Source organism: Brucella anthropi ATCC 49188, assembly GCF_000017405.1.
Taxonomy (GTDB): Bacteria; Pseudomonadota; Alphaproteobacteria; order Rhizobiales; family Rhizobiaceae; genus Brucella; species Brucella anthropi.
On record NC_009667.1, the window covers coordinates 511,391 to 531,649 of the forward strand.

Here is a 20,259-nt window from a genome sequence, read left to right on the forward strand (position 1 = left end):
GGAGCTGATTGCCGAATTGTTCTCACTTGCGGACAAAACGTGCAACGATATCGTCTCGAATTTGAAAGCAAGCAGCGGAGTGTAGCTTCGACGCGGTGGCATTAGCCTTCCTTCATGCTCATATTGAAGGAATACCGACATGAACCTTATGACCATGAAGACCCACGACCCTGATGAAAACCGCTGGCAGAAAGTGCTCGACCGCGACAAGGCGTCGGACGGTGCATTTGTCTATGCGGTGCGCACTACGGGCGTCTATTGTCGTCCATCATGCCCGTCGCGGCGTGGAAAACGCGAAAATGTGCAGTTCTTCGACGGTTGCGAGGATGCAGAACGCGCTGGCTTCCGGCCATGCATGCGCTGCAAGCCGCATCTCTCCGAAACCTTGGCGACGCAAAACAGCACGCGTTACGCCGATATGGTAGCTGCCGCCTGCCGCTTCATTGAGATGGCGGAAGAGGTGCCTTCCCTTGAAGAAATAGCGGCTTCCGTGAAGGCGAGCCCTGCCCATTTTCATCGTGTTTTCAAGGAGTTCACGGGGCTGACCCCGAAAGCCTATGCGAATGCGCATCGTGCAAAGAAGATGCGGGCGGCGCTCGATGCACCGGAAATCCGTGTAACCGACGCCATCTATGATGCCGGTTACAATTCCAGCAGCCGATTTTATGAGGCTTCGGATGGGATTTTGGGAATGACTCCAAAGGCTTACAAGCAAGGTGGCAAGAATGCGGATATTCGTTTTGCCATCGGTCAGTCGTCACTCGGGGCCGTTCTGGTGGCCGCAAGCGGCAAGGGCGTCTGTGCCATTTTGATGGGGGACGACCCGGAAGAATTGATCCGCGATCTGGAAAAGCGTTTTCCGCAGGCCAATCTCATCGGCGCGGACCGCGATTTCGAGAACATGGTGGCCGAGGTGGTCGGCTTCGTCGAAGCGCCACGCATTGGCCTCGACCTGCCACTCGACCTGCAGGGAACCGCTTTCCAGCAGCGCGTCTGGCAGGCATTGCGCGAAATTCCTGCGGGAAAAACAGTGAGTTACACTGATATTGCCGAGCGCATCGGCGCGCCGAAATCGGTGCGGGCGGTGGCACAGGCCTGTGCGGCCAACAAGATTGCTGTCGCGGTTCCGTGCCACCGGGTCGTGCGCAACGATGGCGGTCTTTCCGGCTATCGCTGGGGCGTCGAGCGCAAGCGCGATCTCCTGGAGCGGGAGAGCCAGGCATGAACAGAAATGAACCCATGCTCGCGGATAATATCGCCGCCTATGACTGGCAAAAAATTGGCGCCGAACTGGATGAGTTCGGCGCCACAATCCTCAGGAACATAATTTCGCCACAGGATTGCCGCGAATTAGCCGCCGGCTACTACAATCTGGCCGCATTTCGAACCGTTGTTTCGATGCGAAAACACGGTTTTGGGCGCGGAGAATACAAATATTACGCAAATCCCATTCCTGCCTTAATTTGGAATCTGCGCCAGACGCTCTATCCGCAGCTTGCACCCATCGCCAATCGATGGAGTGAGAGACTGGGATCGGATGTCCGTTTTCCTCCGACCCATGACGAATTTCTGGACCGGTGCCACGCGGCAGGACAGACCCGTCCGACACCGCTCATCCTGCAATATGTAGAGGGCGACTATAATTGCCTGCATCAGGATATTTACGGTGATATCGCATTTCCGTTGCAGGTTGCGATTTTGCTTTCCGAACCGGAGAAGGATTTTACGGGCGGGGAATTCGTGCTGACCGAACAGCGCCCCCGGATGCAGAGCCGTGCGGAAGTCGTGCCGCTCCGGCAGGGCGACGGCGTGGTTTTCGCGGTCAATGACCGTCCGATGCAGGGCACACGCGGCGATTATCGCGTCAAGATGCGGCACGGTGTCAGCCGCATCCGCTCCGGCCAGCGGCATACGCTGGGCATAATCTTTCACGATTCCAGATAAAGCATGTCTCCCAAAAGTGGGAACCGGTTTTGGGATAAAGACATGCGTGAAAACAAAAGCTTAAAGCGTGTTCCCTGAATATAGTAAGATGCAACACGCTTTAAAGGTTGAAACCGGTGTTTCGATAGCCTTTGATCGCGGCTAGAGCATGATTCCAAAAAGTGGGAACCGGTTTTCGGATAAAATCATGCTCAAACAAAAGTTTAGAGTGGGATAATGGTTCAACTTGAAAACATCACGCTCTAAACGATCAAAGGAGTCGGATATGAGCGTGACCATCTACGGTATCAAGAACTGCGACACCATGAAGAAGGCGCGCACCTGGCTTGAAGACCATGGCATCGACTACGCATTTCACGATTACAAGAAGGAAGGGCTCGACGGCGAAACGCTCGACCACTTTCTGAAAAGCGTTCCGTGGGAACAATTGCTCAACCGGGCCGGAACGACGTTTCGCAAACTGCCCGAGGAAGAACGCCAAAACGTCGATGCCGCCAAGGCGCGGGCGCTGATGCTGGCACAGCCATCCATGGTCAAACGTCCGGTTCTAGACAAGGACGGAAAGCTGACGGTCGGTTTCAAGCCGGAACTATACGAAAGTTTCTTCAAGTCTTGAGGCAGAGGAGCGCTGCCATAGATAGCTGCCGATAAGCAGATGGAGAGATCTATGCGGCAGCGCGCGAATAAGGTCGTTCAGCAATGGTCGGTAAGTTGGCGTGACTCCCTGATCGCGTCCTTTGCAGGCGGTGTCGCATGGCTGATCTGCCAGTTGGCGCTGGGGCAGCCGAAACCAGTCTTTGCCATGGTAACGGCGGTGATTTGCCTGGCGCCGAACCTGCCCAACCATGGCAAGCAGGCGATAGGGGTGATGGTCGGCGTCACGACAGGCGTCTTGGTCGGCGAGCTTTCTCTGCTACTGCCTGAAACGGTTCCGGTTTTCCACACAAGCATAGTGACATTCGTTGCCATGGTTCTGGCGACCTCTTTCGGCATGGCTCCGGCAATTGCCATCCAGTCGGGCGTCTCTGCGATTCTGGTTCTCGCCATGGGACCGCAGGTCGCCGGAATAACGCGGCTGGTCGATGTTCTGGTCGGTGCCGGTGTCGGCTTGCTGTTCAGCCAGATATTGATGACGCCAAGCCCCGTGCTGCTGATCGACAAGGCCGTCCGCGGCCTGCTTGACCGTCTTGCCAACGGACTCAAGCAATCGGCAGTGGCGCTCGAAAAACAGGACCTCGTGCGCGCCCAAAGTGCAATCAACCAGTTCACATCCGCGCACCGGGCAGTGATCGCCCTCGGCGACGGTATTGCGCTGGCGCGCAGCAATGCGCGCTGGTCGCTGCGTGGTCGGCTGGTGGCGCGCGAGGTTACGGAAATGGCGGGTCGGTACGACCGGCGTGGCATCCGCCTTTACGCATCGGCGCTGCTGTTCGGTGAAGCGCTGGGCAATGCGCTGCGAAAGAAGGAGGCTCCACCGCCGCCCTGGCTGACGGAGGCCTTGCAGGTTGTCATCGCCAATTGCGAGCTGGAGGAAGGGCAGGAGCCAAGCCGGATTCCGCCCATGCCAAAAGACATTCCGTTCGGCTGGCGAGATAGCGCACACCGACTGTCATCGATGCAAGATACGCTTCTGCATTTCCTTCATTCCGATATTCCGGACAGCGTTCCCGTCACCAGACGAACGACCGAAGAAAAACCAACAGCGGCATAGATGCAGCAGCGCTTCAAAAGCGTCACGCCGCTGAAACTTCACGCCGTTCCAGTATGCGGTCGATCAACCCCCATTCGAGACCGGCTTCCGCAGTCATGAAATTATCGCGGTCAAGGGCGCGTTCCACCTCTTCATAGGTGCGACCGCAATGTTCGGCATAAAGACGCGTCATCAGCCGCTTGGTTCGTTGCGCTTCTTCGGCATGGATGAAGATATCCGATGCCTGCCCCTGAAAGCCACCGGAGGGCTGGTGGACAAGCAGGTTTGCGTTGGGAAGGGCCGCGCGATGACCGGGTTCCCCTGCCATCAACAGGAAAGAGCCCATCGAGCGGGCCGTCCCCATGCAAAGCGTGTGCACTGGCGCACGGACATAGCGCATTGTGTCATAGATCGCGAGGCCGCTGGTCACAACGCCGCCCGGCGAGTTGATATAGAGATTGATCGGCTGTTTGGAATTTTCCGCTTCCAGAAACAGCAATTGTGCGCAGATAAGCGCGGATACGGTGTCATTCACTTCGCCATTGAGAAAGATGATCCTTTCGCGCAGCAGACGCGAATAGATATCGAATGATCTTTCGCCACGGCTCGACTGTTCCACGACCATAGGGACGAGTTGCATCGTTTCGCGCATCGGCGAACTCCTCTTTTTTTAGAGTTTCAGAGCGTCAGGCGGTCAAGCGGCGCGCATCATCGGCGCCCGGTTGCTGTTGGCGGCAACTGCCGCAGTGCGCTTCAGGCGCGTGTCGTTCAGTTCATGGATGACGCGCAGAAAGGTGCCGCCGGAAACGCCTGGCACAATGCGGAACGTGACCATACTTTCCAGAAAGGGCGGTTCGCTTTCCCGCATCCGGTAACTGATCTCCTCACCGGGCTTGCAGGATGCTGGCTCCGGATCGGCCAACGCCTCGGATGGAAGCCAGTTTTCGCGAAACTCCGGAATGCTGATCGCGCGCCACACTTTCTGCGGCGCAGCATCCAGCTCATATTCAAGCTCAATGCCTTTCTCGCGTGGTTCTTCCTGCCGGTCGGTCATTGGTCCATATCCTTCAGCAAGGTTTTGAGAGCGTCGATACGTTCCGGCCAGTAGGCGCGATACTTTGCAAGCCAGTTGGCGATGAGCGTCAGCCCGTTCGGATCGACTTCGTAATTGACGAAGCGTCCCTCGCGTTCCTCACGCACCAGCCCCGCGCTGCGTAACACAGCCAGATGCTGCGACATGGCTGGCTGACTGATCTCCATACCCTGCCGCAGCGCGCTGGCATTCATGCTACCCGATGCCAGCTTCTCGAAAATCATCCGGCGGGTCGGGTCGGCAAGTGCCCTGAATATATCGTGGAATATATCATTCTCATTCATGCAATCACATAAGCACACACTTATGTGATTCGCAAGGCCATATTTGAAAGCAGATGTCTTGATTAATCAGACGAATGAAACCGCATGGTGAAGACGCTCCCGCTGATACTGTGTGCAAGAGAGGGAGCGAGCTTCAACGGGGTGCATCTTTCGACTGCTTCGATGGCAGCTATTACAAATGCTTTTCTTGTCTTGTCATCACCTTGAACATTGATTGCGCTGGCACATGGCGGTCCTTTCAGGTTTCCGTCCCGTTTGAAGCTGAAGCGCAGGGTAACGGAAGAGTTTTTGCTATCCGAGAGTGGAGACCAGCAGGCATTCAATGCGTCACGAACTTCGTTCATCGTTGTCAGTTCTTTCGCCTGAACGCCCCCCGCTGACGCAACTGCTACAACTGCCAACAGGCAGGCGGATATGCCCGATCTATTCATCCCGATCCTCCCTAACGAGTATCATGCATCGATTGTAGGGTGGTCCCACAGGGGCACAAACCCAAACAACCGGGGGCAAGCTTCAAGGAGGGCGAGCGCGTATGGAGGCTCAATAGTCGTGATCGGTCCGATCAGAAAAATTCAATTGTCCTTGGATGATTGAGGTTTATTTTCCCGCCAATGACCGAGACCTCCCTGGAAATGACCAAGCCCGCATCCCCACAACATCGCACTGCCGTCCGCTATGCTTTCGGCGGCTTTCTGGCTATGGCCGCAGCCATGGGGATCGGGCGTTTCATCTATACGCCGATCCTGCCGGGAATGATGGCTGATATCGGCTTCACTGCCGCCGATGCAGGCTTTATCGCATCGGCCAATTATATCGGCTATCTGCTGGGGGCAGTCGTTGCCGGTTATGGATGGTCCGCGGGCATCGAGCGGAAAAGCGTGATTGCGGGCCTGATCATCAGCGGATTGCTGTGCGCTGCCATGGCGTTTTTTGACGGTGTCTGGCTGTTCTCCATCATCCGCTTTGCGGCGGGTTTCATCAGTGCGGTGACGATGATCCTCTGCACGGCAATCGTGCTGAGCCATGTCACGGCGGCGGAAAGAGCGGGGCTTGGAGCCCTGCATTTCGGCGGTGTAGGCAGTGGTATCGCACTCTCTGCCGTTCTTGTGGCGCTGATCCGTTTTGCCGGGCTTGACTGGCGTGCCGACTGGATCGGCGCTGCGGTTCTGACCATCGTCATGGTTGTTCTGGTTGGCGCTTTCGTCAGGGAAGGGCCGGTTGGCGGAAACAGTGGCACGCGTGAACCGCCGCTCCCCAAGAGCTTCGCCTTCAACGCACTGGCGCTGGCCTATGGCATTTTCGGCTTTGGCTACGTGATCACGGCAACGTTCCTGATTGCAATCGTGCGCGCGACCGATGGCGGCCCGCTGATGGAAGCGGCTGTGTGGGTGGTGACCGGCCTGACGGCTGCGCCCTCGATCTGGCTGTGGGCACCGGCTGCCAGGAAATTCGGCCTTTTCAATGCATTTGCCCTGACGGCCATTCTGGAGGCTGTCGGCGTTGCCGCGAGCGTGGTTCTGGCTCCACCGCTCGGGCCTCTGGTGGGCGGCGCGCTTCTGGGCATCACTTTCATGGCATTGACGGCGTTCGGATTGCAGATCGCCCGTACACTCGCACCGGCTTCGCCAAAACGCGCTTTGGCGCGGATGACGGTCTGCTTCAGCATTGGCCAGATCATCGGCCCGCTGGTGGCTGGCTTCATGGCGCAGCGTTCCGGTTCGTTTACTTCGGCAAGTCTGGCCGCAGCGCTCTCGCTGGTGGTCGTCGCGGTGCTTGGCATCATGGCAGGACGCGCCGCCAGAACATCGGGCTGAAACCTTACAGGAATTTAACTGGTAAAGGCGCGAGAACCGGCTTCATATGCGGAAAATTCCTCACGAAGTTGGACTGAAATTCAGTGTTTGTGTCGTTCTTTCCCCGCCCGAAATTGTTCTTCTGGTCCGCGCTCGTCTGGAGCCTGCTTGCAGTGCTTGGCTGGTATGAAGGAGGGGAAAGGTTGGGTGCCATATTCGGCCTGCCACCCCTGGCGCAAGACGCAGCGCCGATTATCGGTGCGAGCCTGTTCTGGTCGGCGCCGTTTCTCTGGTTCTATATATATTTCGCGGTGGCGACATTCGCCTTCTATCTTTTCTGGGCTTGGTTTTCACCGCACCCGTGGCAACGCTGGTCCATACTTGGATCGGCACTGATCCTGTTCACTACCTATTTCGGCGTGCAGGTCAGCGTTGCGGTCAATGCCTGGTATGGGCCGTTCTACGATCTGGTTCAAAAGGCACTCACATCGCCCGGAGCCGTCAGCGCCTCCGACTTTTACTGGGGCATGGTCACATTTGCCGAAATAGCCTTTATCGGTGTGACTGTCGGTGTTCTGAGCCTGTTTTTCGTCAGCCACTATATCTTCCGCTGGCGTTCGGCGATGAATGAATACTACGTCAGTCATTGGCCGAAACTGCGTTCCATCGAAGGTGCGGCACAGCGCGTGCAGGAAGACACGATGCGCTTTTCCACGACGCTGGAACAGCTTGGTGTCAGCCTCGTCAAATCGGTGATGACGCTGATTGCCTTTCTGCCGGTCCTGTTCAGTTTTTCGGAAAAGGTCAGTGAGCTGCCGGTGGTTGGCATGGTGCCGCATGCGTTGGTCGTGGCAGCGATTTTCTGGGCTGCTTTCGGCACCGGTTTTCTGGCGCTGGTTGGTATCAAGCTGCCGGGGCTGGAGTTCAATAATCAGCGCGTCGAAGCGGCCTACCGCAAGGAACTGGTCTATGGTGAAGACCATGCGGATCGCGCCCAGCCGGTCACGCTGGGCGAGTTGTTCCGCAATGTCCGGCACAATTATTTCCGGCTCTATTTCCACTATGTCTATTTCAACGTCGCCCGCATTTTCTATATTCAGGCCGATAATATTTTCCCGACGCTGATCCTTGTTCCGTCGATTGTGGCTGGCAAGCTGACGCTTGGCCTCATGAACCAGATCACGAATGTCTTTTCGCAGGTGCAGGGATCGTTCCAGTATCTCGTCAACTCATGGACGACGATCATCGAATTGCTGTCGATCTACAAGCGTCTGAGAGCTTTCGAGGCGGTTATCCGCGACGAGCCGCTGCCGTGGCTCGATCAGGCAAATCTTGATGCAACGCCTTCAGCTTAAGGGGACGATTACGACCTGTTCTGGCTTGCATGGACGGCATCCTTGTCGAGACTGTCCAGATAATCGCTGTAGGTTGTGCATTTGACGTCGGGCTTGGTGCAGACTTCCGTCACGAGCCGCTCCATGGCGCGCCAATAGGCGCCATCATTCATCAGCACGAAATGGAAGCCGAGCTGGAGCGGAATGCGCTCGCCGGTATATTGCTTGTCGAATGCCGTGCGGAAAGCCTTGTAGGCTCGTTCCTCGAAAGCCGCCGATTGCTGCGGCGCTTCCTTGCCCTTCGAGTGACGGACATAAAGATTATAGTCCATTGCCACGATAGGGCGCTGCGACGGGCCTTCCGGAACAAGCGGCAATCCAAATGAAGCAAACTGACCGGCAAGGGTCGGCTCTTCAGGGCCGCGCGTGATGGACGATGCCTGATAGCGAAAACCGTTTGCCTTGAGCGCATCCTGCACCGGCTTCGATGCGGCGAGATAGGGCGCGCGAAACCCGTCGATGCCCTTCAGCGCAAGATCACGCCAGCCTTCCGGCTCGCCACTGATGCCATTATTCTTGTAGGCGTCAGCGGTAATGCGGCGGAACTCCTTGATTTCCTTGTCCCAGTCGGCGGTTGACCAGTCGGTGCCGTCAAAATGACCGCAGCCATGGCTGGCGATCTCGTTGCCTTCCAGATGGGCCTGCCAGATATTGCCAAGGCGGGCGACAACTTCGTCGCGGCTGAGCGCAAAGCCGACATTGGACGAACCGGCCCGCTTATGGGGCGGCTTGTAATCGCGCCGGTCCTGTTTGGTCATCAGGAAGACGCAGGAAAGGAAATAGGTGAAATGGGCGTTGTTTTTCTTCGCCAGCTCGCGCGAGCGGGTCCATAGTGCATTGTCATGTGCGCCATCGAAGGAAATCAGCACATATTGCGGCTTTGTGGATACCGGTTCCGCCTGTGCGGCACAGGTAGCCAGAACCAGGGCGGACAAAAGAACAGGGCGGGGGGACAGGATGCGCATGGACCACGAAACGAGGGGGGAAGAGGAATAGTTCCAGAAATTCCGTTGCTAGTTCTTGAATAAGGCTATTGTCGGACCGAAATGCACTTTGTGACACGTGTTTCGGCTTATTTCGCTGACGGGTCTTACATATCGCGCGAAATGCGACTAAAAGCGCCAGAACGAACAAATACGAACATCAATTTGGCTTTAGTGGCAGGTCCATGGCAGACGACAGTTTCATTCGCGAGGTAAACGAGGAAATCCGTTCGGAACGGGCAAAGCAGATCTGGCGGAATTTCGGTCCGCTGTTGATCGGCGGCGCTGTGGCCATTGTTCTGGGAACAGCTGGTTGGGTCGGCTATCAGCACTGGGTCGACAGCAAGGCTTCCGCTTCCGGTGACAAGTTCCTCGCCGCACTGGACCTCGCCTCGGAAGGCAAAAACGACGAAGCGCTGACTGCGCTCGACGATCTGGAAAAGACCGGCTACGGCTCCTATCCGGTACTGGCGCGTCTTCGCGCTGCATCGGTTATCGCTGACAAGGGCGATGCAGCGGGTGCCGTGAAGGCGTTCGATGAGGTTGCTGCCGATAACGCCGTGCCTGCACCGCTTCGCGATGTCGCGCGCCTGCGTGCCGGTTATCTGCTGGTCGACAGCGGTTCCTACGACGACGTCGCCAAGCACGTCGAGACGCTTTCCGCAGACGGCAATCCTATGCGTTCAAGCGCACGGGAAGCGTTGGGTCTGGCTGCCTGGAAGGCTGAACGGTTCGATGATGCGGTCAAACTGTTCCAGCAAATTGCCAATGACAGTCTTGCTCCGGCCAATATCCGCCAACGCGCCAATACGATGCTCGATCTGATGCGCAGTGCGGGTGTCAACGTGCCTGACGCGCAAAGCACATAATAAAACAAGCGCATCCCGAAAAGTGTGAAACGGTTTTCGGATAAGATGCGCGGGAAAATCAAAGCGCATCCCGAAAAGTGCGAAGCGGTTTTCGGACAAGATGCGCGTCAAGATAAATAAATAGAGCGGTTCCACGTTTCGGTTGAAAGCGGAACCGCTCTGGTTTCTGGAGTTATCTTCTCCCATGGGTTTCACAGTCGCCATCGTCGGGCGTCCCAATGTCGGCAAGTCCACGCTGTTCAATCGCCTCGTCGGCCGCAAGCTGGCGCTGGTCGATGACCTGCCGGGCGTCACGCGCGACCGGCGCATCCACGATGCCAAGCTCTACGATCTGAAGTTTCAGGTCATCGATACGGCAGGTCTTGAAGAAGCTGCCAATGACAGCCTGGAAGCGCGCATGCGCGCCCAGACCGAGGCTGCCATCCAGGAAGCCGACGTGATCCTGTTTGTCGTCGACGCCAAGAACGGCCTGACGCCGACCGACAGCACCTTTGCCGAAGTGGTGCGCCGTTCCGGCAAGCCGGTCGTGCTGGTCGCCAACAAGGCGGAAGCGCGCGGCGCGCAATCCGGCATGTATGACGCTTTCCAGCTTGGCCTTGGCGAACCGTGCCCGATCTCTGCCGAACACGGTCAGGGCATGCCAGACCTGCGTGATGCCATTGTCGAGCTTCTGGGCGAAGAGCGTGTCTTCGCCGACGAGAAGGAAGAGGAAACCGCAGACGAGGTTTTCACGCCGAAGGCTGTCGGTGAACTGATCGGCGATGACATCGAAGACCCGGATGAAGAAGAAATCCCGGCCTATGATGCGACCAAGCCGCTGCGGATCGCCATTGTCGGCCGACCCAACGCTGGCAAGTCGACGCTCATCAATACGATGCTCGGTGAAGACCGCCTGCTGACCGGACCGGAAGCAGGCATCACCCGTGACTCGATCTCGGTCGACTGGGAATGGCGTGGCCGCAAGATCAAGCTGTTCGATACCGCCGGTCTGCGCCGCAAGTCGCGCGTGCAGGAAAAGCTCGAAAAGCTTTCGGTTGCTGACGGCCTGCGTGCGATCCGTTTTGCGGAAGTCGTTATCATCGTTCTCGATGCGACGATCCCGTTTGAAAAACAGGATCTGCAAATTGCCGATCTCATCATCCGTGAAGGCCGTGCGCCGATCATCGCGTTCAACAAATGGGATCTGATCGAGGACCGCCAGATGGTTCTGGCCGATCTTTACGAGAAGACGGCTCGCCTGCTGCCGCAGGTGCGCGGGCTTCGCGCCGTGCCGATTTCCGGCGAGCGTGGACAGGGTATCGACAAGCTCATGGAGAATGTCGTCAAGACCCACGAAATCTGGAACCGCCGCGTTTCGACCGGACGTCTCAACCGCTGGCTGGCTGGCGTCATCGCGCACCAGCCGCCACCGGCAGTTTCTGGCCGCCGCCTGAAGGTAAAATATATGACGCAGGTGAAAACCCGTCCGCCGGGCTTCGTCGTGTCCTGCTCGCGTCCCGATGCGATGCCGCAATCCTATGTGCGCTATCTCATCAACGGCCTGCGTGAGACTTTCGATATGCCGGGTGTGCCGATAAGGCTTTCATTGCGCACCTCGGACAATCCGTTCGCAGGCCGCGCGAAGAAAAAGAAATAAGCTGACACACAAAAAGCCCGGAGCGATCCGGGCTTTTTGCTTTTCGATTCTCACGAGACGCTGTTTGCGGCCTCGGCGATCAATCCGGCGACCTCGTCGGGTCTTGATGCAAGCGAGGCATGACTTGCATCCAGTGTGATGGTCTTGCGCGGGTTCATGCGTTCGGCCATTCGCTTCTGGTTTTCCGGCGCGATCATGTGGTCCTGGCTCGATATCTGATACCAGGTTGGCTTCTTCTTCCATGCCGGTGCTGTGATCGTGTCACCAAATGTATTTGCGATGGGCGCCTTCTGCGTGATTGCCATGACCAGAGCTTCGTCGGCGCTCAAATCCTGGCAGAAGCTTTCGTGAAACTTATCGTATTTGATCCAGAGATATCCATCGCTGTCAGGAGCCAGATTGGGGAATGCCGCAGGTGGATGTTCCTGACTGATGCCGCCGGGGCTTTCGCCTGCATCTGGTGCAAAGGCAGCAATGTAAACCAGCCCCACCACATTCGGCAGATCACCTGCCTGTGTGATGACCGCACCACCATAGGAATGCCCGACCAGAAGTACCGGACCCTCCTGCTGTACGGTCATCTTGCTCAAACGCTCGGCATCGTCGGCAAGCGACGTCAGAGGCATCTCCACGGCTCTTATCTTGTCATGTCCCATTCGGGAAAGTGCGAGGATGGCCTTGCTCCAATGGGCTGCCCCTCCCCAGAAACCATGCGCAAGTACGATAGTTGGTTTTGTGCTCATGAGACGGTTTCCTAATTGACGTTGATGCCAAGTCCGGCAATCGAGAATTAGGGCGTCAGTCCTGCATGAAAATAAGCTATTACTAATATATCTGAAGGCAGAGATTGCCGACTTCCGGCATCATGCCGGAAGTTGCGTTTGGTATAGATCCTGCCCTTAGGTTTTCGGCAGCACAAATTCGACACGCCGGTTCTGTGCCCGTCCGTCGGGATTGTCCTTGCCCTTGATTTCATTGGGTGCGACAGGTTCGCTTTCGCCACGCCCTTCCGGTTTCAGTCGTGCCGATTGAACGCCATTATTGACGAGAAATTTGGTGACCGCATCGGCGCGGCTTTTCGACAGTTTATCGTTGTAGCTGTCGGCCCCTTTGGAATCCGTATAGCCCACCACACGGACTGCGGAATCCGGCATGCTTTCCAATATTTTGGCAATATCGGTCAGCGTCGCCTTGGCCTTGCCGGTCAGTTTGGCGCTGTCGAAATCGAACAGAACATCGCTCGTCACGGAAAGGACGATGCTGTCCTCGGTTTCCCGCATGGTGATATTGCCGCTCTTCTCGACAATTTCCTGTGCCGCACCGGACAGGCCACGCGCCTTGCCATCGGTGCTGCCCGATGCCGAAACCAGATCGCGGATTTCGGGCACAAGATCACGGATATAAGCGCTGTTGTCTGCGCTTGTATTCTGCGCGGTCGCGACGGATGGCAGGCAAAGCAGGGCGAGGCCGAGAGCGATGCAACCTTTGATCTGATTGGTCATGGCCAGCCCCTATTCGGCGGGAACAGCGAAAGGCCCGAGCGGCTCGACCCCCTTGATATAGAGCGTCACCTTCTGGCCCTTCGGTGGCGCGGGAAAGACGCCATGCCAGACGCCCACAACATGGCCATTGCCGAAAAGAGAAACCGATGCCGGAGCCAGCGGTTTGCCTTCGGAATCTTTCAGCAGAAGATATTTCTTGTCGCCTGCGAGAAGATAATAGTCATTCTCGTAATCCTTGTCCGACAGCGCGGTATAAAGCGTTGTCGAAACGCTTCCGCCTTCCTTGGCATTGATGAAACGGACCTTGACGGTCAGCTTGTCGCCATCTGCCACGACGCCGCTCACCTCTGCGGTGGCCTGACCGCTGCTGTGATAGCCACTTGCTATCGGCTGATTGGCTGTCTCCTGAGCATTTGCAGCGTGGGGAAGCGCACTGGTCGAAAGGAGGACAGTGGCAAGAACCGTACGTGAGAGAAACGCCATGAGTATCGCTTTCATTTGTTGGGTAACCTTGAGCATAGCGAAGCCGGATCGAAAACATCCGGGCATTGCGAAGGCGGTGAAAACAAATAAGCGGAGCAGTTCAGGGGATATGAGTGAAAGACGAACCACTCCAGATGCGGCGGTGAAACCTAACAGGCAGAAGAAGGAGGTCATGTAAACTTTGGAAACACGCATTAACATTTGCGCGACCGGAATTTTTTCTCATCTGGACCGCGATGATCGCGATCGTGATCATAACCGGCATTTAATTTGGTAATTTCAGGTTGAGCTTGGCTTGCGCGGCTGCTAATTCGCCCGCTCTCCGGTTTTCTCCAAAGAAGGTGTAGTGATGACGAAGGCTGACCAGAGCCGTTTTGACGGCGTGACATTGGGCATCGACTTCGGCACGACGAACACCGTTCTGTCCGTGGCTGCACCCGATGGAACCACGGTCGTCCTGAGCGTGCCGAAGGATGGCGTGGATATTACCGGCTACCGCTCGATCCTTTGCTTCTGGCAAGATCGCGAAACCGGCGAGCGCACCGTTGAAAGCGGACCTTGGGCGATGGACGCGTTCGTCAACGCGCCGCATTCCACGCGTATGCTGCAATCGTTCAAGACATTCGCGGCATCGAAATCCTTCACCGATACGCCGGTTTTCGGCAAGCGGTTCAAGTTCGAGGATATTCTGGCGACCTTCCTCGAAACGGTCGCCGCGCGGCTGGGCGACCGCCTGCCACCAAAGGGCAATCGCGTGGTTATCGGCAGGCCGGTGATCTTTGCGGGCGCTTCGCCGGATGAAGCGCTGGCCATGCAGCGCTATGAGAAGGCGTTCCGGGCGTTCGGCTTTACCGATATTCACTACGTCTATGAGCCGGTTGCCGCGGCTTATTTCTATGCGCAGGAACTGAATGCAGCATCCACCGTTCTGGTGGCCGACTTCGGCGGCGGTACGAGCGACTTTTCCATCGTGCGCTTCGAAGTGGGCAAGAATGGCCTCAGCTTTACGCCGCTCAGCCAGACAGGTCTGGGCATTGCAGGCGATACATTCGACTATCGCATCATCGACAATGCCGTTTCGCCGCTGCTTGGAAAGGGTACGGAATACCAGTCCTTCGGCAAAAGGCTGACCATACCGAACCATTATTATGCAAATTTTGCGCGCTGGAACACGCTGTTCCTGATGAACTCTCCAGCGACCATTCGCGATCTGGACGAACTGGCCCGGCAAGCGGTTGATCCGAAACCGCTCGAACATTTCATCAACCTGATCGAGAACGATTACGGTTACGAGATATACCGCGCCGTTTCAGACCTGAAGGTAAGGCTTTCATCGCAGCGCATGTCGGAACTGCACTTTAAAGCCGACGATTTCGAAATCCGCTCCGACATCACGCGCAACGATTTCGAAAACTGGATCGCTGACGATGTGCGCCAGATTGAACAGTCGGTGCAGCAGGCGGTGGATAAAGCGGAGCTGGAAACCTCGTCTATCGACCGTGTTTTCCTGACCGGCGGCACATCTTTCGTGCCGGTCATCCGCACGGTGTTTGAAAACCGCTTTCCCGACGCCGTGGTGACGAGCTCGAACCAGTTCGATTCCATCGCCAACGGCCTCGCATTGATCGGGCAGAGCGCGGATATCGAACGCTGGTCAGTGAAGCACGATTAAGTGTGGTTGGAGGATGGTTCACTTCAGGCCTGGAAAACCTTCCAATCGCCACTCCCGGTCTGGCTTGCGGACTGATGCAGACACCATACGAATCTTGCCCTTGATCCGGTCTTTCGATACGAGGCCAACATACTTTCCTCGGCTATCGTTGGCGTTATCGCGATTGTCTCCCATGATATAATATTGGCCGCGAGCGAGTGCCTTCTCCTTGACGTTGTCAATAAAGCCATGATCGACCGTATTCAGAAGAACATAGCTCTTACCTTCCGGTATTGTCTCACGCACGAAACGGCACTGATAATAAGAGTTCGACACGGTTTCTTCAGGGCATCCATCATCAATTGTTGATGTGATCTTCGTTGTTGCGAGTGCTTTTCCGTTGATAAGCGGTATGCCGTTCTCGATTTTGACCGTTTCACCGGGCAGCCCGATCACTCGCCCGAGGAATTCAGCTTTGATCGGTACATCGCCCGACAATTCCTTCGAAACGTAGTCAACAGTATAGACGACGAGATCGCCGCGCTCGATCTTTTCCTGTGGTCTATAGCTGGTTGCAGCGACGACATCGCCTGGCCCAAAGACGGGCATCATGGATGTGCTACTCACGCGCAGATTCATGAGTTCTGCTGTGGCGGTATTGCATGTAAGGAGGCTGCTGATGACACCGGCAAAGCCAGCTATAAATGCCTTGGTAAACTGCATTATAATTATACCTTGGATTCAAAAATTGCGTGATGAGTAGGTGGCAAGTTTGCGTTGCTCCGTCAATCATCTTACGGGCACTGGCGTCAATTGGGTCAGTGAAAGTTGAGTGTAGGTTTCTCGAACTTACGAAGCGGTTGCCGTATCGGCAAAGCAGGCGGCAATTTCCTTGTTGGCGCCCAGCTTTTCCGCCCATTTGACAAGATCGGGTATCTCGTTTCTTTCAGCCATCCCGCCCCAGATGTCTTTCAGTTTCGGCGGTTTACTGGAAAGGTCGAAAAAGAAATAGCCGGGATCGGCCACCGGAACATCCGCATAGACGACGGACCAGTTGCCATATTGCATGAAGCTCTCGATGCTGACGGAAGCCGGTTTGACTTTCTTGCCGAGACTTTGCGCGATGAAAGACCTGTAGTCTGTTTTCTGCTGTTTGGTGAGCGTTGTCGTCACACCATCGCAAGCGGATTTGGCGAATGCGCTTCCTGCCGGAAGAGCTATCGCAACAGCAAGCAGAAGTGCCGCACGGGCAGGCGAAAAGTACGTGTTCATCGTTCCCCTCAGAAAAATGTCCACTTCATTTCAGCAGCATAACCAATCTGCGGGCGATGCATAGGGGATTTTGACATGCTCATTGCCGATGCCGGATGGCGCCGATAAGGTCCGGCCGTGAAAATAGCAAGGAGTCGGTCTTTCCATGCCAAGTGATGTCAAAGCCGGTCGTTTTACCGACAATCTTCGTCAGGACGCCGAACCATTCTGGTCGCAAGCCGTCGGCCATCGCCTCGTCGGTGAAATCTATACGGGCACGGTCGCACCTGATGTCATGACGCGCTATCTGGTACAGGATCATCGCTTTATCGACTGCTTTCTGTCACTGCTGGGTGGAACGCTGGTCAATTGCGACAGGATGGAAGCCAAGCTGACATTGGGCCGTTTCATCGGCATGATCAGCAGCGATGAGAACTCCTATTTCGAACGCTCCTTTGCGAAACTCGCAGTCGCTGACGCCGAGCGTTTCGATACACCTGATGCGACGCCAACCGCTGCATTCAAGGAACTGATGCTGGAAGCTGCGCGTTCAGGCTCCTATGCGGTCTGCCTGTCGGTGCTGACCGTTGCCGAATGGCTTTATCTCGACTGGGCTGAAAAAGCGCCAAAGCCTCTGCCTGACGATTTTATTTTCGCCGAATGGATCGTGCTGCATGACAATCCATACTTCGTGGAATTTGTCGGTTTCCTGCGCTCGGAACTCGATAGGGTCGGCCCGGCAGCGGCAGAACAATGCCAGCAGTTCTTCCGGCGAGCAGTCGAACTGGAAAAGGCATTCTTCGATGCCGCCTATGAGAGCCGGAACTGATCAGTTGCTGGCGGTGGGGAAGGGGCAGTTGCTGTCGCCTTCCTCGCATTTGAGATATTTCTTGAGGTCGCTGACGCGCTCCGCCGTCAGGTCGGACAGGCAGATCGAATAGGCCATGCCGGAAATACTGCCGCCACCAACTGTCTGCATGTCGCATTCGGCGTCGCGAAAGGCGATCCATGTCCGTTGCGACTGAACCAGCTTTTTCTTCAGGTCCGCATCGTCGGCGCGGCGCTGCAAGGTCTTGAAGATCTTGTTCAGCTCGGCATCCGATTTCTTGTAGGCTTTGCCATAGCATTCATTGAGTGCGGACTGCGAACTGGCGTTCTGGCAGTCGTCGGCTTGCGCTGTGGCAATGATTGCAAAAGCACTGAACGCCACCCCGATAACCCCGATTTTCAAAACCTGCATAAATTTCCTCCCCGAAACTTTGACGATACTATCTTCATCACAAATAGAACGTTTGTCATTAAAGAAAAGATGACGCCAGGAGCATTTCCACTTTAAATAAAATGGAAGTGTCGGGAGTGCTATATTGTATTTGTTTTTCCACGCATCTTGGTCTGGTCGAAGCAGGATCAGAAATCAATCCACTGGACTGATTTCCCTGTGCAGCCAGGCGTTTCACATTCTTCGGGGTGCACTCTAATCCTCGAAGCGGCTCGACCCATCGCGGTCGCGCTCATAACCCTTCATGTCCGGGAATGGCGGCAGCCAGGATTCGCGGCGAATGGTCCAGAGTTCATAGGTCGGCTTGAACTGGTCCGGTGCGTCGAGTGAACCGAGATTGATTTCGACTTCATCCGCGCTGCGCCCGAAAACAGGCGACCCGCAACGCGGACAGAAAAATCGTCCCGCATAGTCACGGGTCTCTCCCTCGACCGTAACCGCAGCTTCGGGAAATATCGCTGAAGCGTGAAACAGGGCTCCATGGTGCTTGCGACAGTCGAGGCAGTGACAGATACCGACCCGATATGGTTGTCCCGTTGCTTCAAAGCGGACATTGCCGCACAGGCATCCACCCGTAACCTTGTCCATGATGCACCTCCTCACTACAGCAATTCGGTTTTCGCAAAGCTGAAACTGCTTAAACCCCGCATTAACCATATTCGTTCATGGTTAACGCGCTGCTGATAATGACTGTATTCGCCAGAGCTGCAAGCGTGTCCTGCACCCAGTGGGCAAGGTTAATACTTCGTTATCACCGCATCAGTTTAGTCAGTGTGAGTGGAGTGTGCGGTGCGTCTTGTATCTTTACGAGCGCTGTTTGGTCGAAGGAAGGCCGTTGCCGAGCCGGTGTGGCATTACCCTGTCACGGGCTATTGCCCGGAAGAGGGGCGCTATTACGCCGTAAGGGCAAAGCCACGCCAGACAGTTCATAAACCGCACCGTCTGGTGCCGCTGGTTCTGGCGGCCATGACTTATCTTTTCAATTCCAATGCGATTGCCTTTCAGGATATGGCGAGCCTGGTGCCGTCGGCCGATCTGGGATCGCATCGCTGGACTGCCTTTGTTGCCAAGGCACCGGTCGGCTCCGTACATCAGGCCGAAATGCCGTTCGTGGATGCAACGACGGTAACGGGCAGCATCGCAACCAACGGTATCGAAGTGCCGGGCATCGGTCGTGTTGCGCTGTCCGGGGGTAAAAAGACGGCCAAGCTCGGCCCGGACGATCCGAACCCGGACGAAAACCGCATCAATCGCTCCGACAAGACGGGCCGCCTCGTCTCGGTGAAGCCTAAGGCGCCCGCCAAGGCCTTCACTGCCGGCAGCATGTTCGACAAGATCAGCATGATCACGCGTCCGCCGGAAAAGACGGACGCGAAAATGGCCTTCTCTAACAAATTGGAGGGCAAGGAAGTCGCCATCACCATGGCGTTCCATGCGGTCAAACCGCCGAAGCCGCGCTCCGAAATGCCGACCCAGCTCGCCAAGCTCATTACCAATGACCAGCCGGATGCGCTGGCCCTTGGTTATGCGCCTGCGACGCCGGACTATGGCAAGACATCGCCCTTTGAAAGCATTTTGAAGCCCCAGCCGGACGAAGGCCGCTTCGTGCCACCGATCGGTGAGAAGGACCACGAATGGGCGGCTACGCCACTGCCGCCTTCCGCTTTCAGCAAGGGCGAACAGAAGTGCCTTGCCGAGGCTGTCTATTATGAAGCGCGCGGCGAAACGGTGAAGGGGCAGGTTGCCGTCGCCCAGGTCGTCCTCAACCGCGTGCGCAACCCGGCCTATCCGGGATCGATCTGCGGTGTGGTCTACCAGAATCGCGACTGGCTCAATGCCTGCCAGTTTTCCTTCGCCTGCGACGGCCAGAAGCACCGCGTAACCGAAATGCCGCAATGGCGCATGGCGCAGCAGGTGGCAAAGACCGTCTCTGCCGGTCAGATATGGCTGCCGGAAGTTGGCTCCGCCACCCATTATCATGCGACCTATGTTCGTCCGTTCTGGGCCCCGACCATGAAGAAGGTCGCCAAGATCGGTCTCCACATCTTCTATCGCACCTATGGCGGCGGATGGAGCTGATTGCTCCTTCTCGCGGCAATAAAGGGATCGGCCGATTTCAAGTCACGTTTTTGTTAGCGGACTAAAAGGTCGAACAGGCGCATAAGGCCGACTTTCCTCCTGCCTTGAATGCGGCATGACCATCCGAAATCGATTCCGTTTTTTTAGCCAATAATGTGGCCAATCTGATCCTTTGGTCGGAAAATGAGTCGCACTAATATCTAAGTAATTGAGATTGCTTGATAAAAAACCTTTTGGAGCAATGCCTGCACCGCCTTGACTAGCGGGCGGCGTGTCAATATGTTGCGCGCAACTTGGAAATGGGATTGAAATCCTCGTATTTCTTGAA

The 20,259-nt window shown here is 56.2% G+C and carries 23 protein-coding genes; 11 read left to right on the forward strand and 12 right to left on the reverse strand.

What is annotated here, in order from left to right:
- The first annotated feature begins 139 nt into the window (after window positions 1-139).
- From ada to OANT_RS02505, 4 genes are all read left to right on the forward strand, one after another.
- Window positions 140-1,225, forward strand: coding sequence for a bifunctional DNA-binding transcriptional regulator/O6-methylguanine-DNA methyltransferase Ada (ada, locus tag OANT_RS02490; protein ID WP_012090760.1), 1,086 nt, complete (start codon window positions 140-142; stop codon window positions 1,223-1,225).
- Window positions 1,222-1,944: a 2OG-Fe(II) oxygenase gene (locus OANT_RS02495; protein WP_012090761.1), complete on the forward strand. Its 723-nt coding sequence runs from the start codon at window positions 1,222-1,224 to the stop codon at window positions 1,942-1,944. The genes ada and OANT_RS02495 overlap by 4 nt, the downstream gene beginning before the upstream one ends.
- A gap of 265 nt (window positions 1,945-2,209) precedes the next feature.
- Complete coding sequence (locus OANT_RS02500) at window positions 2,210-2,560, forward strand: ArsC family reductase (RefSeq protein WP_012090762.1); 351 nt, start codon at window positions 2,210-2,212, stop codon at window positions 2,558-2,560.
- A 51-nt stretch (window positions 2,561-2,611) separates the two neighbouring features.
- Window positions 2,612-3,655, forward strand: coding sequence for an FUSC family protein (locus OANT_RS02505; RefSeq protein ID WP_012090763.1), 1,044 nt, complete (start codon window positions 2,612-2,614; stop codon window positions 3,653-3,655).
- Window positions 3,656-3,677: 22 nt separating this feature from the next.
- On the opposite strand, the gene OANT_RS02510 is transcribed toward OANT_RS02505, so the two are convergent.
- The 4 genes from OANT_RS02510 to tolA all read right to left on the reverse strand — a co-directional run bounded on the left by OANT_RS02510 (window position 3,678) and on the right by tolA (window position 5,442).
- On the reverse strand, window positions 3,678-4,286 hold the full coding sequence (locus tag OANT_RS02510) for an ATP-dependent Clp protease proteolytic subunit (protein ID WP_012090764.1): 609 nt from the start codon (window positions 4,284-4,286) through the stop codon (window positions 3,678-3,680).
- A gap of 42 nt (window positions 4,287-4,328) precedes the next feature.
- Window positions 4,329-4,688 carry an SRPBCC family protein gene (locus OANT_RS02515; RefSeq protein WP_012090765.1) on the reverse strand — a complete coding sequence of 120 codons (360 nt, stop codon included), beginning with the start codon at window positions 4,686-4,688 and terminating at the stop codon, window positions 4,329-4,331.
- Window positions 4,685-5,011, reverse strand: a complete 327-nt coding sequence (locus OANT_RS02520; protein ID WP_012090766.1) for an ArsR/SmtB family transcription factor — start codon at window positions 5,009-5,011, stop codon at window positions 4,685-4,687. The genes OANT_RS02515 and OANT_RS02520 overlap by 4 nt, the downstream gene beginning before the upstream one ends.
- A gap of 62 nt (window positions 5,012-5,073) precedes the next feature.
- Window positions 5,074-5,442, reverse strand: a complete 369-nt coding sequence (gene tolA, locus OANT_RS02525; protein WP_012090767.1) for a cell envelope integrity protein TolA — start codon at window positions 5,440-5,442, stop codon at window positions 5,074-5,076.
- 201 nt (window positions 5,443-5,643) lie between these two features.
- Between tolA and OANT_RS02530 the strand changes: the two genes are divergently transcribed.
- Both OANT_RS02530 and sbmA read left to right on the forward strand, forming a co-directional pair.
- On the forward strand, window positions 5,644-6,825 hold the full coding sequence (locus OANT_RS02530) for a YbfB/YjiJ family MFS transporter (protein ID WP_041545281.1): 1,182 nt from the start codon (window positions 5,644-5,646) through the stop codon (window positions 6,823-6,825).
- An 83-nt stretch (window positions 6,826-6,908) separates the two neighbouring features.
- Entirely contained in the window at window positions 6,909-8,159 is a 1,251-nt protein-coding gene (gene sbmA, locus OANT_RS02535) for a peptide antibiotic transporter SbmA (protein ID WP_012090769.1), read from the forward strand.
- A gap of 8 nt (window positions 8,160-8,167) precedes the next feature.
- Here the strand turns inward: sbmA and OANT_RS02540 are convergent, their stop codons facing one another.
- A complete protein-coding gene (locus tag OANT_RS02540) occupies window positions 8,168-9,163 on the reverse strand; it encodes a polysaccharide deacetylase family protein (RefSeq protein WP_012090770.1) in 996 nt (331 codons plus the stop codon).
- Between the two features lie 203 nt (window positions 9,164-9,366).
- Here OANT_RS02540 and OANT_RS02545 point away from each other — a divergent pair, with 203 nt between their 5' ends.
- Window positions 9,367-10,050: a tetratricopeptide repeat protein gene (locus OANT_RS02545; RefSeq protein ID WP_012090771.1), complete on the forward strand. Its 684-nt coding sequence runs from the start codon at window positions 9,367-9,369 to the stop codon at window positions 10,048-10,050.
- A 184-nt stretch (window positions 10,051-10,234) separates the two neighbouring features.
- Window positions 10,235-11,686 carry a ribosome biogenesis GTPase Der gene (gene der, locus OANT_RS02550; protein WP_012090772.1) on the forward strand — a complete coding sequence of 484 codons (1,452 nt, stop codon included), beginning with the start codon at window positions 10,235-10,237 and terminating at the stop codon, window positions 11,684-11,686.
- A 50-nt stretch (window positions 11,687-11,736) separates the two neighbouring features.
- Here the strand turns inward: der and OANT_RS02555 are convergent, their stop codons facing one another.
- The 3 genes from OANT_RS02555 to OANT_RS02565 form a co-directional block, all read right to left on the reverse strand.
- The gene (locus OANT_RS02555) at window positions 11,737-12,429 is read right to left on the reverse strand and encodes an alpha/beta hydrolase (RefSeq protein ID WP_012090773.1); all 693 of its coding nucleotides are present in this window, start codon (window positions 12,427-12,429) and stop codon (window positions 11,737-11,739) included.
- A gap of 156 nt (window positions 12,430-12,585) precedes the next feature.
- A complete protein-coding gene (locus OANT_RS02560; protein ID WP_012090774.1) occupies window positions 12,586-13,188 on the reverse strand; it encodes an OmpA family protein in 603 nt (200 codons plus the stop codon).
- A 9-nt stretch (window positions 13,189-13,197) separates the two neighbouring features.
- Window positions 13,198-13,686 carry a hypothetical protein gene (locus OANT_RS02565; RefSeq protein ID WP_012090775.1) on the reverse strand — a complete coding sequence of 163 codons (489 nt, stop codon included), beginning with the start codon at window positions 13,684-13,686 and terminating at the stop codon, window positions 13,198-13,200.
- A 334-nt stretch (window positions 13,687-14,020) separates the two neighbouring features.
- Between OANT_RS02565 and OANT_RS02575 the strand changes: the two genes are divergently transcribed.
- Window positions 14,021-15,343, forward strand: a complete 1,323-nt coding sequence (locus OANT_RS02575) for an Hsp70 family protein (RefSeq protein ID WP_012090776.1) — start codon at window positions 14,021-14,023, stop codon at window positions 15,341-15,343.
- 18 nt (window positions 15,344-15,361) lie between these two features.
- On the opposite strand, the gene lepB is transcribed toward OANT_RS02575, so the two are convergent.
- Both lepB and OANT_RS02585 read right to left on the reverse strand, forming a co-directional pair.
- Complete coding sequence (lepB, locus tag OANT_RS02580; RefSeq protein WP_012090777.1) at window positions 15,362-16,045, reverse strand: signal peptidase I; 684 nt, start codon at window positions 16,043-16,045, stop codon at window positions 15,362-15,364.
- 126 nt (window positions 16,046-16,171) lie between these two features.
- Window positions 16,172-16,594: a hypothetical protein gene (locus tag OANT_RS02585; RefSeq protein ID WP_012090778.1), complete on the reverse strand. Its 423-nt coding sequence runs from the start codon at window positions 16,592-16,594 to the stop codon at window positions 16,172-16,174.
- A gap of 145 nt (window positions 16,595-16,739) precedes the next feature.
- Here OANT_RS02585 and OANT_RS02590 point away from each other — a divergent pair, with 145 nt between their 5' ends.
- Window positions 16,740-17,402 carry a TenA family protein gene (locus OANT_RS02590; protein ID WP_012090779.1) on the forward strand — a complete coding sequence of 221 codons (663 nt, stop codon included), beginning with the start codon at window positions 16,740-16,742 and terminating at the stop codon, window positions 17,400-17,402.
- Here OANT_RS02590 and OANT_RS02595 read toward each other — a convergent pair whose 3' ends face one another.
- Window positions 17,403-17,813, reverse strand: a complete 411-nt coding sequence (locus OANT_RS02595; protein ID WP_012090780.1) for a lysozyme inhibitor LprI family protein — start codon at window positions 17,811-17,813, stop codon at window positions 17,403-17,405.
- 234 nt (window positions 17,814-18,047) lie between these two features.
- Window positions 18,048-18,440 (reverse strand): GFA family protein, encoded by a 393-nt coding sequence (locus tag OANT_RS02600; protein WP_012090781.1) that lies wholly within the window; start codon window positions 18,438-18,440, stop codon window positions 18,048-18,050.
- A 201-nt stretch (window positions 18,441-18,641) separates the two neighbouring features.
- Here OANT_RS02600 and OANT_RS02605 point away from each other — a divergent pair, with 201 nt between their 5' ends.
- The gene (locus OANT_RS02605) at window positions 18,642-19,931 is read left to right on the forward strand and encodes a cell wall hydrolase (protein WP_012090782.1); all 1,290 of its coding nucleotides are present in this window, start codon (window positions 18,642-18,644) and stop codon (window positions 19,929-19,931) included.
- Window positions 19,932-20,259: the final 328 nt, after the last annotated feature.

Excerpts from the sequence above, each read along its gene's own strand:
- ada (WP_012090760.1), top strand. The coding sequence starts at position 140 with ATGAACCTTATGACCATGAAGACCCACGACCCTGATGAAAACCGCTGG.
- OANT_RS02495 (WP_012090761.1), top strand. The coding sequence starts at position 1,222 with ATGAACAGAAATGAACCCATGCTCGCGGATAATATCGCCGCCTATGAC.
- OANT_RS02500 (WP_012090762.1), top strand. The coding sequence starts at position 2,210 with ATGAGCGTGACCATCTACGGTATCAAGAACTGCGACACCATGAAGAAG.
- OANT_RS02505 (WP_012090763.1), top strand. The coding sequence starts at position 2,612 with ATGCGGCAGCGCGCGAATAAGGTCGTTCAGCAATGGTCGGTAAGTTGG.
- OANT_RS02510 (WP_012090764.1), bottom strand. The coding sequence starts at position 4,286 with ATGCGCGAAACGATGCAACTCGTCCCTATGGTCGTGGAACAGTCGAGC.
- OANT_RS02515 (WP_012090765.1), bottom strand. The coding sequence starts at position 4,688 with ATGACCGACCGGCAGGAAGAACCACGCGAGAAAGGCATTGAGCTTGAA.
- OANT_RS02520 (WP_012090766.1), bottom strand. The coding sequence starts at position 5,011 with ATGAATGAGAATGATATATTCCACGATATATTCAGGGCACTTGCCGAC.
- tolA (WP_012090767.1), bottom strand. The coding sequence starts at position 5,442 with ATGAATAGATCGGGCATATCCGCCTGCCTGTTGGCAGTTGTAGCAGTT.
- OANT_RS02530 (WP_041545281.1), top strand. The coding sequence starts at position 5,644 with ATGACCAAGCCCGCATCCCCACAACATCGCACTGCCGTCCGCTATGCT.
- OANT_RS02540 (WP_012090770.1), bottom strand. The coding sequence starts at position 9,163 with ATGCGCATCCTGTCCCCCCGCCCTGTTCTTTTGTCCGCCCTGGTTCTG.
- OANT_RS02545 (WP_012090771.1), top strand. The coding sequence starts at position 9,367 with ATGGCAGACGACAGTTTCATTCGCGAGGTAAACGAGGAAATCCGTTCG.
- der (WP_012090772.1), top strand. The coding sequence starts at position 10,235 with ATGGGTTTCACAGTCGCCATCGTCGGGCGTCCCAATGTCGGCAAGTCC.
- OANT_RS02555 (WP_012090773.1), bottom strand. The coding sequence starts at position 12,429 with ATGAGCACAAAACCAACTATCGTACTTGCGCATGGTTTCTGGGGAGGG.
- OANT_RS02560 (WP_012090774.1), bottom strand. The coding sequence starts at position 13,188 with ATGACCAATCAGATCAAAGGTTGCATCGCTCTCGGCCTCGCCCTGCTT.
- OANT_RS02565 (WP_012090775.1), bottom strand. The coding sequence starts at position 13,686 with ATGAAAGCGATACTCATGGCGTTTCTCTCACGTACGGTTCTTGCCACT.
- OANT_RS02575 (WP_012090776.1), top strand. The coding sequence starts at position 14,021 with ATGACGAAGGCTGACCAGAGCCGTTTTGACGGCGTGACATTGGGCATC.
- lepB (WP_012090777.1), bottom strand. The coding sequence starts at position 16,045 with ATGCAGTTTACCAAGGCATTTATAGCTGGCTTTGCCGGTGTCATCAGC.
- OANT_RS02585 (WP_012090778.1), bottom strand. The coding sequence starts at position 16,594 with ATGAACACGTACTTTTCGCCTGCCCGTGCGGCACTTCTGCTTGCTGTT.
- OANT_RS02590 (WP_012090779.1), top strand. The coding sequence starts at position 16,740 with ATGCCAAGTGATGTCAAAGCCGGTCGTTTTACCGACAATCTTCGTCAG.
- OANT_RS02595 (WP_012090780.1), bottom strand. The coding sequence starts at position 17,813 with ATGCAGGTTTTGAAAATCGGGGTTATCGGGGTGGCGTTCAGTGCTTTT.
- OANT_RS02600 (WP_012090781.1), bottom strand. The coding sequence starts at position 18,440 with ATGGACAAGGTTACGGGTGGATGCCTGTGCGGCAATGTCCGCTTTGAA.